Source organism: Halorientalis sp., from assembly GCF_028275115.1.
Lineage (GTDB): Archaea > Halobacteriota > Halobacteria > Halobacteriales > Haloarculaceae > Halorientalis.
Map to the genome: position 1 here is coordinate 63,520 of NZ_JAQCNH010000097.1, position 16,558 is coordinate 80,077.

Sequence of the window (16,558 nt, forward strand, 5' to 3'; positions counted from 1 at the left end):
CGAATGGGGTAGACCTATGTAAACGCAAAACAAATAGACAGTACGGAGTACATGGTATACCGCTGGCAGTGTCGTCAGTGTTCATACACGGTCTTTTCACCGAACGAACCAGCTACCGCTGAGACGGTCAAATCACACCTCATGGAACACTACTCTGGGCAGCTCGCGAAAGAGGACTTCCGGGTGAGGTGGGAGTGTCCGTACTGTGACCAAGCTGGGCAGAGTCACGATGCCGAGGACGGCGTCACTCGGTTCAAAAGTCACCTTTTTTCTCACGTCGAGCCGCTCATGGAGGCCGGATCTCATGTTGCGGAGGCTATAAACGGAACCGGTACTGTTCTGGTCAAGTCTCCGTTGGATAGTTCCGGTGCAGATAATGCACGAGTTCATCTGCTTTCCCCAGGTGATATCCTGCTGATCGTGACGACTACCCCTGTTGCCCGACTTCGGCTGCTGAACGAGCGGCTGTCCGAATGGCCAGCCTGGACGATTGTTCTCACGACGAAACCGGACCCACTCGCAGGCGTCGACGACCTCGATCTGGATACCGTTCCTCTGGAGATTATTCAACTCGACAAACGGCTTGGACTGCGTGACCTCGGTGAAACGATATCCCGTGTCGTAAGCGAACAGAACACCACCAATAGCAGGCTCGCGTTCGAGTTCGACATTATGTCCGAGATCATCGACAAGTTCGAGATGAAGACTGTGTTCCGATTCCTGCACGTTCTCATGAACCGACTCGAGAACGTTGGCGCGTTATGTCACTTTTTTATCAACCCTCAGACACAGTCGGCCTCGACGATCAATATGTTCGATGGTCTGTTCGACATTTCGATGACCGTCCACGGTCAACGGTTCGTAGTGGACGCGGATGCGGGCTGAATCCGCTCGTCAATCATCGTCGTCACTGCGCCTGTGTTCCGTATAGTCGGCTGGGTCTCGGACATACGTGTAATCGATAGAATTAGTCACGAGCTCTCTGTCCGTCGCACCACCGATCTCTTCCAGCACGTATTCCGCACGTTCGACCGCGGCACCCCCGTTTTTATTATCATGAACGTACATCTGGAGTCGTTTCTGTAGTTCGCTACTCGGTAGATCCGCCAGACTTGCTGCGGCGAGCTGTGCAGTCCGCTGGTCTTCGTCATTGAGTGCCGCTATCAGACGGTCGTAGACCGTGTCGCGATAGTCGCTGTCCGGGTCAGTTATAGCGCCCAGCAGCCAGGCCGCGTTACGACGAATCCGCCATCGTTGACTTTCGTCCATAATGTCACGTACCAGCGGGACTACGGCTTCGGTATCGATCTGTTCCAACTGGTCAACAACGGTAGCGCGAATCGCCTGCTCTCGATCGGACGAACTGTTGACGAACAACTGGAACAGGGATAGCATGGCCGTCCGCCGGACTGACTCCGGGTCGTCGTCAAGACACCGTATGAGGACGACGATCGGATCAAGTGTCCCGTACTGACCTAACTCTTCGATAGCGATCCGGCGGAGTTCGGTGTCATCAGCCTGTGTCACCGGAACAAGTGGCTCTAGCGCTTCGGTGGTCCCGATTGCTCCTAAGGCGCTGGCTGCCGCTCGCTGGACAGTCACGTTCGGGTCGTCCAGACGGTCAGCGAGCGGGTCCACACACCGCGAGTCGCCGATCTGGCTACACGACCGTGCGACCTGCGCGCGAACCCGTGGTGCAGGGTCAGTCAGTGTGTCCACCAATCGTGTCACTGCGCGTTCGTCCCCAATATCGCCGAGTGCCCGTGCAGCTACCAGGCGGAACTCCGGATACTCTGCATCGAGCCACGCTGTGAGTACCTTCCTCGGCGACCACTGCTCTACGTCCTCTACATCGACGTCCCCGATTCGGTTGATGAGCCGACGTAGCGCGTCGTCCCCGTGCCGATACAGAGCGTCAATAGCACGTGCGCGGACGCTATCGTTCTCATCTTTGAGGACAGCATCGATGAGTCCACGGACTGCGACCTCATCGTCGTGTGCGGACCCATCAGAGAGGTCACCCAAAAGCTCCGCACAGCGGCGGCGTATGACAGCTTTATCGCTCTGTTTGAGGTACGCAACAATCTCGTGTGTTTCCCCGTCACGGGCTAACGCATAGAGAAACGTCGCATCCCTGCCAGAGTTCTCTTCAATCATATCGACAACACCGGCCTGTACTGTCTGCCCACATGTTTCGGTAGTCGCCCCGCGGTCTGTGGCTCTCGTGTAACCACACAATTATGTGCCTATTATACTATATCTATCGGTTTGCACTATCGAATCGGCGGACACCGGGGAGCTAATCGAACCTCGGGAACCCGTCCGCTCAGTCGCTATCCCGCGCCCCGACCACACGCGTCTGTTCGTGGGCCGGAAACACGTCCTCGACCGCTCCGTCCTCGAACTCCCGGCGGATCAGTTCCCTGAGTTCGACCTCGTAATCAGCTTTCGGAATCTCCTCGCTGGGCCCTTCCTCAACGACCAGTTGTGCGTCCACGAGGTCGTCGACCGCCCCGCGCCCGAAGCCCGACAGCGGCGCGACGTAGTCCACGTCGTGGCGGTCTTCGAGGCTCTGGGCTTTGGCCCGCGAGACGGTCGGCACGCGGTCGTCCCGGCGGGTGCCGTCCGCGACCGTACTGAACGACTCCGCCGCAACGACTTCGAGGACGTGGTCGTGGACCTGCTGGATGCCGTTGCGCGGGAAGCCGTCCTCGACCATCCGCGCCGCGGCCTCGCGGGCCACCGCATCGTCGAGTTCGACAGTTTTCAGTGGAAAGCCTACCGCGTCGGCGGCCTCGTGAGCGTGGTCGGCCGCGTCGGTGATTCCGAACGTCGCCGACACGAGCGTGACCTCGTAGAACGGGTCCAACACGAGCGCGGCGAGCGTGGAGTCTTTGCCGCCGCTGTAGAGGACGCCGACGTCCATCTACCGACGTTCGATATCGAAACTCTTCGAGTCGGGCTTCAACTCCGAGAGGAGGTCTTTCATCTTCTCCTCGTCGATCTTCCCCTGGATGCGCCCGCTCCGGGCCAGTGCGATGACCTGCTTTTCGACCTGCTCACCGAACTCGGGCTTGGACATCTTGACCGTGTTCAGCCGCTTGCGCGCCCCGTCGGTCAGGTGCTGGCGCAACAGCGCCTTCTTCTGGGCTTCGGCCTGCTGACGCTGGGCTTCCTGGGGCTCGCCGCCGCCCTGTCCCTGTTGTTGTTCTCGCAGTTTCTCCATTTTCTCCTGTCGCAACCGTTCGAGTTCCTCGTCGTCGGGTTCGCCACTCATAGCTACAGGATACTTGCCCTCTCACCGGCAAAACCCTAACGGACCACCTTTTTACTGCAGGGGGTGCGCTTACTTCGTTCGCGCACCCCTTGGAAAAACGTGGGCGAAAAACCCCACCGCGCTCCCTCCGGTCGCGCGGTGTGAACCGCCGCCGGAGGCGGCGGATGCTCGTTCCCCCCGCCACCGCCACCGCTACCGCAACCGCCACGGCACCGCCGCTAGCCGTCGAGGACGAGCCGAGAAAATCGGCTCAGGCGTAGCGTTCGAGCTCTGGACGGTCGAGGTCCCGCAGCACCTCACCGGCCGTGTCGTCGAGCAGACTCATACCGTCGGGAGCGACTTTTCGGCCCTCTCCTTTTGCGATACTGATGTAGCCGGCCTCCTCGAGCTGCTGGAGCGCGGTCCGAATGACCTTGCCGGAGCCGTCCGTGCTGTTCGGCGGCCGGACCCGGTAGCGAGTCGACCCCTGCTTCGAGCTGCCGTACTCGGTGCGCAGGCGTTCGACGCCGACGGGACCGTCGATGGCGACCTTCCGCAGGAGACTGGCTGCGCGACGTTGCCAGAAGTCCTCCTGCTCCGGCGGGAGTTCGCGACCGGTGCCGGTCTTCGTGTAGCGGGCCCAGTCGGGCTCTGTGATCGTCTCCTCGTCGGCGAGTTCCTCGGCGACCGCCTCGATAAGGTCTTCGGCGGGCACGTCGTAGAGCGTCGTCATTGTAGTCCAGTTCCGCGTGGCGTCATAAAAGCGCATCGTTAGCGCCCCGTCATCGGCGGCGTCACTCCGAGTTCGCCCGCCGTTTCCGGCTCCGCCGTGTCCAGATAGCGGCCGCGATACCGCCGCCGGAGATAGTCGACAGCCAGTAGGTCGCGGCGCGATGGATCACGACGGCCGCGACCGCGGTCGGCCACGCGATGCTGGCGGTCGCGACTAAGAGCGTGGCGAACGCCGCCTCGATCCCACCGAGTCCGCCTGGAAGCGGCGTCACGCCGGCGATCGAACCGATCGGAACGACGACCATCGCGGCGGCGAAAGGAACGGTGGCGCCGACTGCGTACGTGGCGAGCCACAGCGCCACGGAGAGCGAAACCCAGCCCACCAGAGAGAACCCGAGTGCCACGACCACCGTGCGGCGACTGGCCGCGACACGGTCGATAGCCTGGAAGAAGCCCTCGATCCGGTGTTCGATCAGCGCAGGCTCGATCGGGTCCCTCCCTGGAATGAGACTCCCGAGGCCGCGGACGACCGGCGTGAGAACCCGCACGATGGCTGCTTCGAGTTCGTACCGGTAACGCCAGCCGAAGAAGGCCACGAGGGGCACGGCCGTCGCGAGGACGGCCACGGCCCCAGCGGCGAGCAGCAGGTTTCGCCCCAGCGTCACGTTCCGAACGGCAATGTACACCAGGCCAAGCGTCGCCAGCCCGATGGAGGGGAGGAAGTGGACCGCGTCGACCGATGCGATAGCCGCCAGTCCCGTCTCGTACTCGGTGTCGGCCGACTCCGAAATCAAAAGCGCCGACAGCGGTTCGCCGCCGGCCTGTCCGAACGGGGTGACGTTGTTCGCGAACATCGCGGAGACGAACACCAGCACGGCAGTCGGGACGCCGACTGACGCGTCCAGCGCCCGCAAAACCGTGTGGAGAGCCAGTCCCCACGCGGTGAGCCAACAGACAGCAACCGGGATCAGGAGGAGTGCGACCGGCACACTAGCCGACCCGAGTGCGTCGAGAATCTGCTCGACGCCGGCGACCCAAAAAACGATGCCGAGGACGACGATAGCGGCGGCGAATCCGAGGGCCGTCGCGCCACGCTCCCCGTCCATATCTCGTCCGTGGAACGGTTATCGCTTGAACCCACCGACTCCGGCCGAGAGGGGTGTTTTCTTAACCGACGGGTCCAATTGCTCGGTATGGACGAGCGGGCGGCTCTGGCGATGCTGACCGACAATCTCCCCGCCGCGGGTGACGACGCGGCCGTCGTCGGCGAGCAGATCCTCACGACGGACATGCTCCACGACACGACGGACTTCCCCGCGGGCACGAACAGGTACACCGCCGGTTGGCGGGCTGTCGCCGCGTCGTTGTCCGACGTAGCCGCGATGGGTGCCGAAGCGACCGCCGCTGTCGCAGCGTACGCTGCCCCTGCCTTCGACCCCGACGAACTCCGGGCGTTCGTGCGCGGTGCGCAGGACGTCTGCACGCACGTCGAAGCCGAGTACGTCGGCGGCGACCTCGACGGTCACGAGGAGTTCACCGTCGCCAGCACCGCTCTGGGGCGGACGACCGACCCGGTCCGGCGCTCCGGTGCCGACCCCGGTGATGCCCTCTGTGTGACGGGGACGCTCGGCCGAAGCGGGGCCGCACTCCGCCTGTTCGAGCGGGGCGACTACGAACGGGCCAACGACCTGTTCCGGTTTACGCCCCGGGTCGTCCCCGGACTGGCAATCTCCTCCTCGGCGACGGCGATGATGGACTCAAGCGACGGCCTGGCCCGGTCACTCCACCAGCTCGGCGAGGCCAGCGGCTGCGGTTTTGCCGTCGAGACGCCGCTCCCAATCGACGACGACGTCGACGACGTGACCGACGACCCCACCGACCGTCGCGAACTCGGCGTGTTTTTCGGCGAGGACTTCGAGCTGGTGTTCACCGCCCAACCCGACAGTCTGCCGGGGCTCCGGGACGTGTGTGGCGTGCCGATCACTCGAATCGGGGCCGCCACCGACGGCGGAGGGGTCACCCTCGACGACGTGGCACTCCCGAATCGCGGATACACCCACGGCGCGGAGTGACCCGGCAGCTCAGGCTGTCACTGGCACCGGGGTAAAACAGGCCAGGCCGACCAGGAAGGTGGCGACGCCGAGCACGAACCGCCGGCGGTCGAGGCTCTCGTCGCTGACCGGTGTCGTCGGCCCGGCGTAGGCCAACCCCAGCGCGAGCGTCCCCCAGAGGAACCAGACGAGCGTCACCTCGCCGCTCCGGGCGAGCAACTGGAACGCGCCGAGTCCGAACAACGCGGCCGGGACGGCGGCACCGAGAGTCTCGGTTCGCTCGCCGAACATCGCCCGGACGACGTGGCCCCCGTCGAGCTGTCCCACCGGAAGCAGGTTCAGGAAAGTCAGAAAGGCCCCGAGCCAGCCGCCGAAGACGACTGGATTGAATATCAGCCGCGGGTTCTCGTAGACGAGTTGCTGCCCGGTCGCGGTCGCGATGGCTTCGATCAGGAGGGGGTGGTTGAACTGGACGCCGAAGGGGTTGGTGACTGGTGGGAGCTGGAGCCCAATCACGGTGACGACGACGGTCGCGACCAGCCCCGCGAGCGGGCCGGCGACGCCGATGTCGAACAGGGCTTTCCGGTCCGGAATGCGGCCTTTCATGCGGATGACCGCGCCCATCGTGCCGAAGGGTGGGATGGGCACCGGGATGAAGTAGGGCAGGCTGGCGTCCACACGGTGGTAGCGGCTCAACAGGTAGTGGCCGAGTTCGTGAGTCCCGATTACGCCGAGGACTGCGGCGGTGAACGGCCACGCGCGGAGTACCGACGCGGGGTCGGCGAAGGCGTTGCCCTGGTACCACAGCGAACCGATGAACAGCGTGGTCACCACTGTCGCGAGTGCGAGTGCGACGTTCGTCCAGGGAATCCCGTCGACGCCGATTGTCTGGGGTTCGGCGACCAGCGCATAGGTCCCTGGCCCCGTCGGGCCGGCCGACTGGTGTCGCCGGAGCGAAATCTCGTACCCGTATTCGCGAAACAGGGGGTGAACTTCACCTTCCAAGGCGTCGGCGGGCACGGTCGGATGGCCGACGTACAGGAGTCTGTCGCCGTCGGTTCGGACTTCGTGGACGCGAAACACCGACGTGAACTCCTCGATGGGTGGGCCATCCCCCGGCGTCCGGGCAGCCTCCATTGTAACGTGGTTACGGGTCAGTACTGTAAAAACCTCGTGTCGACGCACTGCCAGTCGCTCGCGGGGTGTTGAACGGCCGGCGGTCGGTCTTGCTGCGGGGCGTCGGGCGGGCGTAGTGTTCAGTCAGGCCGATTCGATGCGCCACGTGGTCGCGCTCGTGTACGACCACTTCTCGATCTCCAGTTCGCCGGCGGAGTCTTTCAGCTTCACCATCAGCGCGCCAATCTCCTTTGGCGACAGTCCGACCTCGTCCGCGATGAACTTGCTCTTGAAGTACAGTTCGCCGTCCGCTGCCTTCTGTGAGAGGAAAGTCTTGAGCCGCTCTTCTTTGCTCGCGGCGTCTTCGTCGTCCGTCGCGGAGGGCTGTGTGGTTGCGCTCATCTTTGACACCTCACTCCAGCCTTCCAGCCACGACCAAATATAAAGCCAGGACGCTTCGCATCACTTCGGCGGTTTTAGCGACGCTTTGCGCTCGTTCGCTCGTAAATCGGTGTAAAACGCTCTTTTCAGAACGTTTCGAGCAGCGGCGATACCTTTTATCGAGGCGTTAGAATCCGCTAGAACAGTCTCGAACGAACTCGGAATAGCTGTCTGACGGGCGTCTCACGCCGGATACATGCGGATAAAATTGCTTGTACTTCCCGACACGACCAGGTGGGGTCGGTTGGCACGCGGGCCGTGTGTGGAGCCTATCGCCGCTCGTGGACCCAGAACTCGTCGTCGACTGTGACCTCTTTTTTGAACAGTGGCACCTCGTCTTTGAGGCGGTCGATGCCGGCTTCGACAGCACGAAACGCCTCGCCGCGGTGCCCCGCTAGCACGACGACGAACACGATGTCCTCGCCGTACTCGATGACGCCGGTGCGGTGGTGGAGAAGCACGTCGAGGACTCCCTCGCGTGCTTCGAGTTCGGCCTCGATGGTTTCCATCCGGTCGTCGGCGACGCCCTCGTACTTCTCGAAGGACAGATACTCCGTGGGTTCGTCGTCCGGAGCGTCCCTCGCCCGGACCCGTCCGGTGAACGTGGCGACCGCACCGGCCCGCTCAGCCCGTGGAGAGGCTTTGATTCGAGCCACGAGTGATTCGAGCGTCGCGCGGGGTTCGGTCCCGGCGAGGGCGTCGAGGACGGCGTCGAGGTCCACGTCGTCGGCCGTCGGCGCGGCGGCCAACTCGGGCCCGGTGTGGTCGCGGTCCCCGAGAACGACCTGCGGGATTGCGGCGTCGCTGAACCCCTCGACGATGGCGTAGTCGTAGTCGGGAGCGAGGGCGTCCAGTGTGTCGTCGAGCGTGCGGTCCTCGCCCGTGGCGAACCAGCCCTCGTCGTCGGTGAGGCCATACGCCGTGGCCGCACCGGCCGCCCGGTGTCGAGCGGTGTCTTTCCCCTCGGTGTCGATGTCGGGTGCGTGTGTGAGATGTTTGACACTGGCCACACGGCCGCGCTCGGCCAGCCGGTCTGTGAGCCGTTCGACGAGCGTCGTCTTCCCCGAGTCGGACGGACCGACGACCCCGAGTACGTGCATAGGTCACACTCTGTCCTCCGAGCGCATTAGCGTTCGGTCCCCGTCGAGGTGGCAGCCTGGCCACGGTCGTCCCGCGGTGACGTTACGACTGGTTCCGGCAGGTACCGTGACGAGTCACTCTGGACCGAGCGAGCGACGCGTGGCCCGGTTTAGTGGAGAACACGATCTGAAAAAGAACATAGATACAATAGCATCGGGGAGTTGAGTGAGCGCATGGGCACGCAACTCGGGACGGGACAGCACGACGGAGAGAACGGATACACGGTCGCGGTGCGGGCTGTCGAAGCGGCGGTCGACCGGATCGAGGGCGACACGGTCGACTTCTGCCAGGTGTTTTGCTCGACGCGGTACGACTACGACGACGTGCTCGAAGGCGTTCACTCGGTCGTCGACGACGAAACAGCGGTGTTCGGCTGTTCGTCCTCGGGAGAGTTCACAGAGGAGGGCGTCCAGGCCGGCAGCGTCGTCGCCAGTGTCGTCGTCAGCGACGACATCCGATTTTTCACCAGCCTCTCGACGGACCTCGAGGACGACCCCCACCGATGTGTCTTCGAGGCCGTCAACGCGCTCCCTCGAGACGGCAACCCCCAGCTCGAGGGATATCCACACAGAGTCGCGATCAACCTCCACGACGGGCTCTCGGGCCTGAGCGACCAGGTCGCCAGAATCGCGGACGATCAGCTTGGCGACGACGTGACACTGGTCGGTGGCGCGGCGGGGGACGACCTCCTACTTGAGGAGACGCACGTCTTCTGTGGCGAGCAGTTCGCGACGGACGCGGTCGGACTGGCGTTGCTCGCCTCGAAAAAACCCATTCCGGTGACGGTCAACCACGGGCACACACCTATTTCCGAGCCGATGACCGTAACCGAGTCCGAAGGCGGGACCGTCCACGAACTCGACGGCGAGCCGGCGTACGAGGTCTGGAAAGAGGCAATTCGCGAGTCAGCGATGGAGAACTACGAGATCGACGTGGACGACATCCAGGACGGCTCCGACCAGCTCTCGATGATGCTGGCCCGGTACGAGTTCGGAATCGAATCCGAGCCTCGAAGCGACGAACCGGGCGGACTGCTCGGGCGGCTCAAGTCGTTCGTCGAGCGGACGTTCGTCTCGACGAGCGGCTACAACATCCGGTGGCCCGGTATGGAGACGACCACCGCGGGCCCTCTCTCGTTCGCCGTCGCGATGCCCGAGGAAACCGAACTCCGGGTCATGCACAGCGACCCCGACGACCAGATTTCGTCCGTTCGGACCGCCGCCAGGAATGCCGTCGACCAGACCGACGACGGCGACGTCGCGGGTGGGTTCGTTTACGATTGTTTCTGTCGGGCCGCGATCCTCGAAGACGAATTCGACGACGCACTGGCCGCCGTCGAGAGCGAGGTGCAGGCCCCGTTTGCTGGCTTCGAGACGTACGGCGAGGTCTGCACGAAGAGTGACGACCTCACCGAGTACCACAACACGACGTCGGTCGTGATGGTTCTGCCTGCATAGCGCCGCGGGACCGCGTTCGCGGCCCTCAGTTCGGAACAGGGCCGACGAGCCGACCTGGCGACGTGTGAGCCGACTCGAAACGGTGAAACAAGCGCCTCAGCTACTGTGGCGCTTGACAACTCTTAAACCCGCAACAAAGCAACCGATAGGTAATGAAAGTCGTCGTCTCTATCGGCGGGAGCGTCCTCGCACCGGATCTCGACCCGGAGAGGGTTCGCGCGTACGCGAGTGTCGTAGAATCACTGCTCACGGCGGGTCACCGCGTCGGTGTCGTCGTCGGCGGTGGCACGGTCGCTCGCGACTACATCGCGTCCGCCCGGGAACTCGGGGCCAACGAGATACAACTCGACCAGTTGGGTATCGGCGTCACACGCCTGAACGCCCGCCTACTCATCGCCGCCCTCGGTGAGGCAGCCGCTCCGACGTCCCCCGAAACGTATGAGGACGCCGGCGCGGCCTTCCACCGTGGTGACGTCCCGGTGATGGGCGGCGTCGCGGCTGCACAGACGACCGATGCGGTCAGCGCCGCCCTCGCCGAGTACCTCAACGCCGAGTTGCTGGTGTACGCTACGAGCGTTCCCGGCGTCTTCAGCGCCGACCCGAACGAACACGACGACGCGATGAAGTACGCCGAACTGTCGGCGGACGAACTCGTGGACGTGATCGCCGACATCGAGATGACCGCCGGGAGCAACGCCCCCGTCGATCTGCTGGCCGCGAAGGTCATCCAGCGAGCGACTCTCCGGACCGTGGTGCTAGACGGCACCAAGCCCGAAGCCGTCGAGCGCGCGATTCTCGACGACGACCACGACGGGACCGAGGTCGTCCCGGGTGATTCGACGTGACCAACGATGTTCCGGAGATCGACGTGGACCTGGACCAGGACGCCATCTACGACCCCTACGCGGTCGGGACGGGCGACCAGCGGGCGTTCTGGGCCGACGCCGTCGCCGACGCCATTCTCGAAACCGACCCCGAGGACCCCATCGTTGTCAAGGGCGGCGTCTCCCCCTCCGGTGTGCCCCACATCGGCCACTTCAACGAGATTCTGCGCAGCTACGTCGTGGCCGAAACCCTGCGTGACCGCGGCCGAGAGGTTCGGCAGGTGTTCACGACCGACGACAGGGACCCACTGCGGAAGATTCCCCGAACGCTCGCCGACCTGGAGTGGCGTATCGTCGACCTCGGCGACGACGCCGTCGACTCGGCGGCCGTGGGTCAGAACCTCGGCAAGCCCTACACGGACATTCCCGACCCCTTCGGCTGCTGCGATTCCTACGGCGCACACTTCACCAACCTGCTGCTCCAGGGGGCTGACCTCGTGGACGTGCCAATCGAGTTCGTCTCGAACACGGACCGCTACGAGGAGGGTGCGTTCGAGCCTGTGACTCGCGACCTTCTCGAACGCGCCGACGAGGCCCGCGACCTCCTGAGCGAGTACCAGGACAGCGTCGACGAAGACTACACGCCCTTCACGCCCCAGTGCAGCGAGTGCGGGAAGCTAACCGGCGAGGTCACGAGTCTTGACCTCGACGCCGGCGATGTCGCGTACACCTGTACGGACTTGGAGGCCGGCGACCGAACGATTCAGGGGTGTGGTCACGAGGGGACCGCCACGCTCCGGGAGGGCAAGCTCCCGTGGCGGTTCGAGTGGCCAGCACAGTGGGACATTCTGGGCGTGGATTTCGAGCCCTTCGGGAAGGACCACGCGGAGGGGTCTTGGCCCAGCGGTGTGGACGTGGCCCGAACCCTGTTTGATATCGACCCACCGGTGCCGATGGTCTACGAGTGGTTTACGCTGAACGGTGACGCGCTCTCTTCCTCGTCGGGGAACGTCGTCACCGTCGCGGAGGTGTTGGAACTGCTCGAACCCGAAGTGTTCCGGTACTTTTTCGTCAAAAACCCACGGAAACAACGGGATTTCAGCGTCGACACGCTCGACCAGTTGGTCGACGAGTTCGACCGCTCCGAGCGGATCTACTTCGGCGAGACCGAACCCAGAGACGAGACCGAGGCGGAACTCGTCGAGCGGGCCTACCCCAAGGTCGTCGATTCGGTGGCGCAACAACAACCGGTCCGGATTCCGTACACGTTCGCCGCAGTACTGGGGATGACCGACGACGTGGAACTGCGGGAGACGATGGCCCGACGGGAAGGCCACATTCCCGATGACGCGACGCCCGAGCAGGTACACGCGGCGCTGTCCCGCGTCGAGCAGGCCCGTGCCTGGACCAAGCGGACCGACAACGAGTACAACTACCGACTGGCCGAAGACCTCCCGGACGTCGAGTTCGACGAGGCGACCACCGCCGCACTGGACGAACTGGCCGAGTTCGTGGCCGAGCACGACGACGGCGAGGAGATCCAGAGCGAAATCTACGAGGCAGCCAGACGCCACGAGGTCGAGGTGAGCGACTTCTTCTCGGCGGGCTACCGCTTGTTCCTCGACACGGACCAGGGGCCGCGGCTCGGTCCCTTCCTCGCGGCGCTGGACGAGGCGTTCGTCCTCGACCGGTTGCGTCGGGACGACTGAGCGCTCGTTCCACACCGCGGGCCCCGTGTGACGTGTGCCGAACCAAACCCTCTTGACCGACAGGCTCCTTATTTAGGTCGATGGTAGACCTGTGGGTATGGGTACTCTCCGGCATCCTCCTGTACACCCTGGCGATGATGGCGTTTCGGACCCAAGGATGGCTCCCGAGCTATATTCGTGTGTCCGGGCCAATCACGACCGTCCACACGAAGCGTGGACGGGCGTTCCTGAACTGGCTCGCCGCGCCCAGGCGGTTCTGGCGCGCCTACGGCAACATCGGCGTCGGAATCGCGCTGGTGACGATGGGCGCGATGCTGGTCGTCGTACTGACGGCCGCGCTCGGGAGCCTCCTCTCGCCCGGCCAGACGCCGTCGGAAGTGCGAAACCCGCAGAACGTACTCGTCATTCCGGGCGTCAACGAGTTCCTCCCGCTGTCGGCCGCCCCCGGCATCGTCTTCGGCCTGCTCGTCGGCCTCGTCGTCCACGAGGGCGGTCACGGCCTGCTCTGTCGGGTCGAGGACATCGACATCGACTCGATGGGGCTGGCCTTCTTGGCGTTTATTCCCGTTGGCGCGTTCGTCGAACCCGACGAGGAGAGCCGGAGCGAGGCCGACCGGGGCTCCCAAACCCGGATGTTCTCCGCCGGTGTCATGAACAACTTCGCGATCACGGTGATCGCCTTCGCGCTTCTTTTTGGCCCCGTTGCCGGCTCTATCGCCGTCGCCGACGGCGCACCGGTCGGCCAGTCTCTGCCCGGTTCGACCGCCGAGGACGCCGGTATCGAACGGGGCGACCTCATTACAGCCATTAACGGGACCGACGTTACCGAGCCCGGCCGACTCGAAACCGTTCTCCGGAACACCCCGGGCCGGCAGGCAGCGGTCGAACTCAACGGCGAACGGACAATCCAAGTGACCCGTTCGCCGACGATTACGGCCTCGGTCCCACAGGTGATCGGCGGGCGCGCCAACGAGACCGGGATCAACTGGAGCGCGACCAACCCGACCGACGTGGTCGCGGTCAACGGGACGACCGTCAGTACCGAACGCGAGTTCGAGAACGCCGTCCGCAACCACACCGTCGCCGAAGTCGAGACGGAAAACGGCACTGCGACGTTCCCGACCGGCGCGTTCGTGCTTCGCGTCTTCGAGGACGGGCCGCTCGGGAACACGACTGCACCGACCGACCAGTACATGATTATCACCGCCATCGCCGGCGAGCGGGTGCTCGGCCCCGAGACGCTAAGTGAGGTGTTACGTGACGAGCAACCCGACGAGACGGTGCCTATCGAGACGTACGTCCTTCGGGACGGCGACGTCGAGCGGGAAGTGTACAACGTTACGCTCGATCCGCACCCGGACGAGCAGGGTGGATTCGTCGGCGTCGCGCCAGCCCGTGGCGTCAGCGGCCTGGTCGTCAACGACTTTGGCATCAAGACATACCCTGCCCAGGACTTCCTCGGCCTGTTGCAGGGTGACGACGGCGCGTTCGGCGGCCTGACCGACGGCTCCGCGCTCGGCCGTGTGTTCATGGTCCTCATCATGCCGTTCATCGGCGTCCTCCAGCCCCAGATCGGCTACAATTTCGCCGGATTCGTCCCCGAGGTGGCGAACTTCTACACGGCGTCCGGGTTGCTCGGTGGGCTGGGCGGTGGCGTCCTGATCGCGGCCAACATGCTGTTCTGGACCGCTTGGGTCAACCTCCAGCTCGGGATGTTCAACCTCGTCCCAACCTTCCCATTGGACGGCGGACATATTCTCCGGACCAGTTCGGAGGCAATCGTTTCTCGACTCCCGGTCGAGGGCGGTCGTCGACTGACCACGACGGTCACCATCTCTATCAGTCTCCTGATGATCGCGGGCCTGGTGTTGATGATCTTCGGACCGCAGTTGTTCGCGGGCTAAGGGGCCGACCGTCGGCCACGGGTCCTTCACCGACCGGCCGGAGAACGGAAACCTCCTTACGGAGCAGTCCGAACAACCGTGTATGACTCAGCGTGACCCACCGCCGACGGAGGAAGGATGGTACGCACTGCACGACTTCCGGACCATCGACTGGGACGCCTGGCGCGAGGCTCCCAAACGCCGTCGTCAGCGGGCACTCAGTGAGGGCCTTGATTATTTCCAGTCCCACGCCGCACTGGACGACGTGGACGACCCCGGCGAGTTCGGCGGCGGCCACACGGCCGTGTTCTCCGTGGTCGGTCACAAAGCCGACCTCATGATTGTCCACCTTCGCCAGACGGTCGGCCACGTCGAAGCCGCAGAGCGCCGGTTCGAGCAGACGGAACTCGCGGCGTTCACCGAACAACCGACCTCCTACCTCTCCGTGACCGAGGCCTCGGGCTACACCGAGCGCGCCCGCGAGTACTTCGAGGGCGAGGTTGACGACGACTCCGGACTGGCCCAGTACATTCAACAACGGCTCCACCCCGAGATTCCCGACGCTAGCCACGTCTGTTTCTACCCGATGAGCAAGCGCCGCCAGCCCGAACAGAACTGGTACGACCTGCCCTTCGAGGAACGAGCCGAACACATGGCCCGCCACGGCGACATCGGTCGCGGCTACGGCGGCAAAGTGAATCAGATGATCGCCTCCAGCGTCGGCTTCGACGACCACGAGTGGGGCGTTACGCTGTGGGCCGACGACCCGACCGATATCAAGGACCTGCTCAACGAGATGCGCTTCGACCCCTCCACGTCGAAGTTCGCCGACTTCGGCCCCTTCTATTTCGGCAGGCGATTCCCGCCCGAGGACCTCGATGCCCTCCTCGCCGGCGACCCCGTCCCGACCGACGACGAGGCCGCCGAGAGTGCCGGGAGTCACGGTGCCGAACAGGCCCACGACGGAAGCGACGACGACCGCGAACAGGGCCAGACCGACGCCGACGACCAGCCAGAGGACGGAAGCGAGAGCGAGGACAGCGGCACGGATTCGGGCGGTCGACCAACCCCTGGCGAGGCCAACCTCGACGAGGACGCGGAACTCGAAGGCAAACTCGCAAACCTCGGTCTGTTCCCCGGGCAGGACTACGACGAAGGCACCTACGGACTGGTCTTCTACTCCGAGGCCGACGCTGCCGACCTGGCCGACGACGTCGACGGCCTCCGGGGTAACTTCGAGCACTACGACACGCACGTCCTTACGACCGTCCGCGCCAACGAAGGGCGGGCGGCAATCGCTAGCGTCTGGCAGACGGAGAGCGCGGCCGACACCGCCGCCGGCTTTCTGAACGACCTGGACGGCATCGTCGAGGGGTACCGCGGCCCCCTCGGCGAACAGGGCGACGAGGAACCCGAGGCCGCCGGCACGGACGACGAGATCCGCGGCCAGTTGGCCGATGAAGACATCTACGCCGGCCAGCCCCGCGGCGAGGACGTGTTCGCGCTCGTCCTCTACTCCGAAGCCGACGCCGAGACGCTGTTCGAGGAGGTCGACGACCTTCGTGAGAGTTTCGACCACTACGACAGCCACGTCAAGACCGCCGTCTACGACACCAGAACCGACGCGAGCGACCGGAGCGCCGTTGTCTCGCTCTGGGAGACAGAGACGGCCGCCGAGAAGGCCGCCGGCTTCCTCTCGGACCTGCCCGCTGTCGTCGGCCGCGCCGGCGAGGGCGACGGCTTCGGGACGATGGGCATGTTCTACACCGTCAAGTCCGACCACCGGACGGAGTTCACCGACCGGTTCGACGACGTGGGCGGACTGCTGGCCGACATGGACGGCCACCGCGAGACGGCCCTGCTGATCAACCGCGAGAACGAGAACGACATGTTCATCGCCAGCCAGTGGCGCTCCCAGGACGACGCCATGGCCTTCTTCCGCTCCGAGG

Annotated in this window: 15 protein-coding genes; 7 read left to right on the plus strand and 8 right to left on the minus strand. The window is 64.5% G+C overall.

The features are described from left to right. Positions 1–51 precede the first annotated feature (51 nt). Positions 52–885 (plus strand): DUF7504 family protein, encoded by an 834-nt coding sequence (locus tag Q0964_RS13730; protein ID WP_299268641.1) that lies wholly within the window; start codon positions 52–54, stop codon positions 883–885. 9 nt (positions 886–894) lie between these two features. On the opposite strand, the gene Q0964_RS13735 is transcribed toward Q0964_RS13730, so the two are convergent. From Q0964_RS13735 to Q0964_RS13755, 5 genes are all read right to left on the minus strand, one after another. Beyond that, positions 895–2,157: a HEAT repeat domain-containing protein gene (locus tag Q0964_RS13735; RefSeq protein ID WP_299268643.1), complete on the minus strand. Its 1,263-nt coding sequence runs from the start codon at positions 2,155–2,157 to the stop codon at positions 895–897. Positions 2,158–2,326: 169 nt separating this feature from the next. After that, the gene (locus tag Q0964_RS13740; RefSeq protein ID WP_299268644.1) at positions 2,327–2,926 is read right to left on the minus strand and encodes a DUF7411 family protein; all 600 of its coding nucleotides are present in this window, start codon (positions 2,924–2,926) and stop codon (positions 2,327–2,329) included. Next, positions 2,927–3,277 (minus strand): DNA-binding protein, encoded by a 351-nt coding sequence (locus Q0964_RS13745; protein WP_299268646.1) that lies wholly within the window; start codon positions 3,275–3,277, stop codon positions 2,927–2,929. It lies immediately after the preceding gene. Between the two features lie 250 nt (positions 3,278–3,527). Next, a complete protein-coding gene (locus Q0964_RS13750) occupies positions 3,528–3,989 on the minus strand; it encodes a 30S ribosomal protein S19e (protein WP_299268648.1) in 462 nt (153 codons plus the stop codon). A 61-nt stretch (positions 3,990–4,050) separates the two neighbouring features. Further along, the gene (locus Q0964_RS13755) at positions 4,051–5,094 is read right to left on the minus strand and encodes a lysylphosphatidylglycerol synthase transmembrane domain-containing protein (RefSeq protein ID WP_299268650.1); all 1,044 of its coding nucleotides are present in this window, start codon (positions 5,092–5,094) and stop codon (positions 4,051–4,053) included. Between the two features lie 87 nt (positions 5,095–5,181). Between Q0964_RS13755 and thiL the strand changes: the two genes are divergently transcribed. Then, positions 5,182–6,060, plus strand: a complete 879-nt coding sequence (gene thiL / locus Q0964_RS13760) for a thiamine-phosphate kinase (protein WP_299268651.1) — start codon at positions 5,182–5,184, stop codon at positions 6,058–6,060. A gap of 9 nt (positions 6,061–6,069) precedes the next feature. Here the strand turns inward: thiL and Q0964_RS13765 are convergent, their stop codons facing one another. From Q0964_RS13765 to Q0964_RS13775, 3 genes are all read right to left on the minus strand, one after another. Continuing rightward, positions 6,070–7,176, minus strand: coding sequence for a site-2 protease family protein (locus Q0964_RS13765; RefSeq protein WP_299268653.1), 1,107 nt, complete (start codon positions 7,174–7,176; stop codon positions 6,070–6,072). A 123-nt stretch (positions 7,177–7,299) separates the two neighbouring features. Continuing rightward, entirely contained in the window at positions 7,300–7,557 is a 258-nt protein-coding gene (locus Q0964_RS13770) for a DUF7123 family protein (protein ID WP_299268654.1), read from the minus strand. Between the two features lie 308 nt (positions 7,558–7,865). Continuing rightward, on the minus strand, positions 7,866–8,696 hold the full coding sequence (locus tag Q0964_RS13775) for a molybdopterin synthase (RefSeq protein ID WP_299268656.1): 831 nt from the start codon (positions 8,694–8,696) through the stop codon (positions 7,866–7,868). Between the two features lie 213 nt (positions 8,697–8,909). Here Q0964_RS13775 and Q0964_RS13780 point away from each other — a divergent pair, with 213 nt between their 5' ends. The 5 genes from Q0964_RS13780 to Q0964_RS13800 form a co-directional block, all read left to right on the plus strand. Beyond that, the gene (locus Q0964_RS13780; RefSeq protein WP_299268658.1) at positions 8,910–10,193 is read left to right on the plus strand and encodes an FIST signal transduction protein; all 1,284 of its coding nucleotides are present in this window, start codon (positions 8,910–8,912) and stop codon (positions 10,191–10,193) included. A 152-nt stretch (positions 10,194–10,345) separates the two neighbouring features. Next, a complete protein-coding gene (gene pyrH, locus Q0964_RS13785) occupies positions 10,346–11,038 on the plus strand; it encodes a UMP kinase (RefSeq protein ID WP_299268660.1) in 693 nt (230 codons plus the stop codon). 44 nt (positions 11,039–11,082) lie between these two features. Further along, positions 11,083–12,726 (plus strand): lysine--tRNA ligase, encoded by a 1,644-nt coding sequence (lysS, locus tag Q0964_RS13790; protein ID WP_299268670.1) that lies wholly within the window; start codon positions 11,083–11,085, stop codon positions 12,724–12,726. An 80-nt stretch (positions 12,727–12,806) separates the two neighbouring features. Then, positions 12,807–14,630, plus strand: a complete 1,824-nt coding sequence (locus Q0964_RS13795) for a site-2 protease family protein (RefSeq protein WP_299268662.1) — start codon at positions 12,807–12,809, stop codon at positions 14,628–14,630. An 82-nt stretch (positions 14,631–14,712) separates the two neighbouring features. After that, positions 14,713–16,558 (plus strand): heme-binding protein (locus Q0964_RS13800; RefSeq protein ID WP_299268664.1); only part of this gene is annotated, 1,846 nt, incomplete at its 3' end.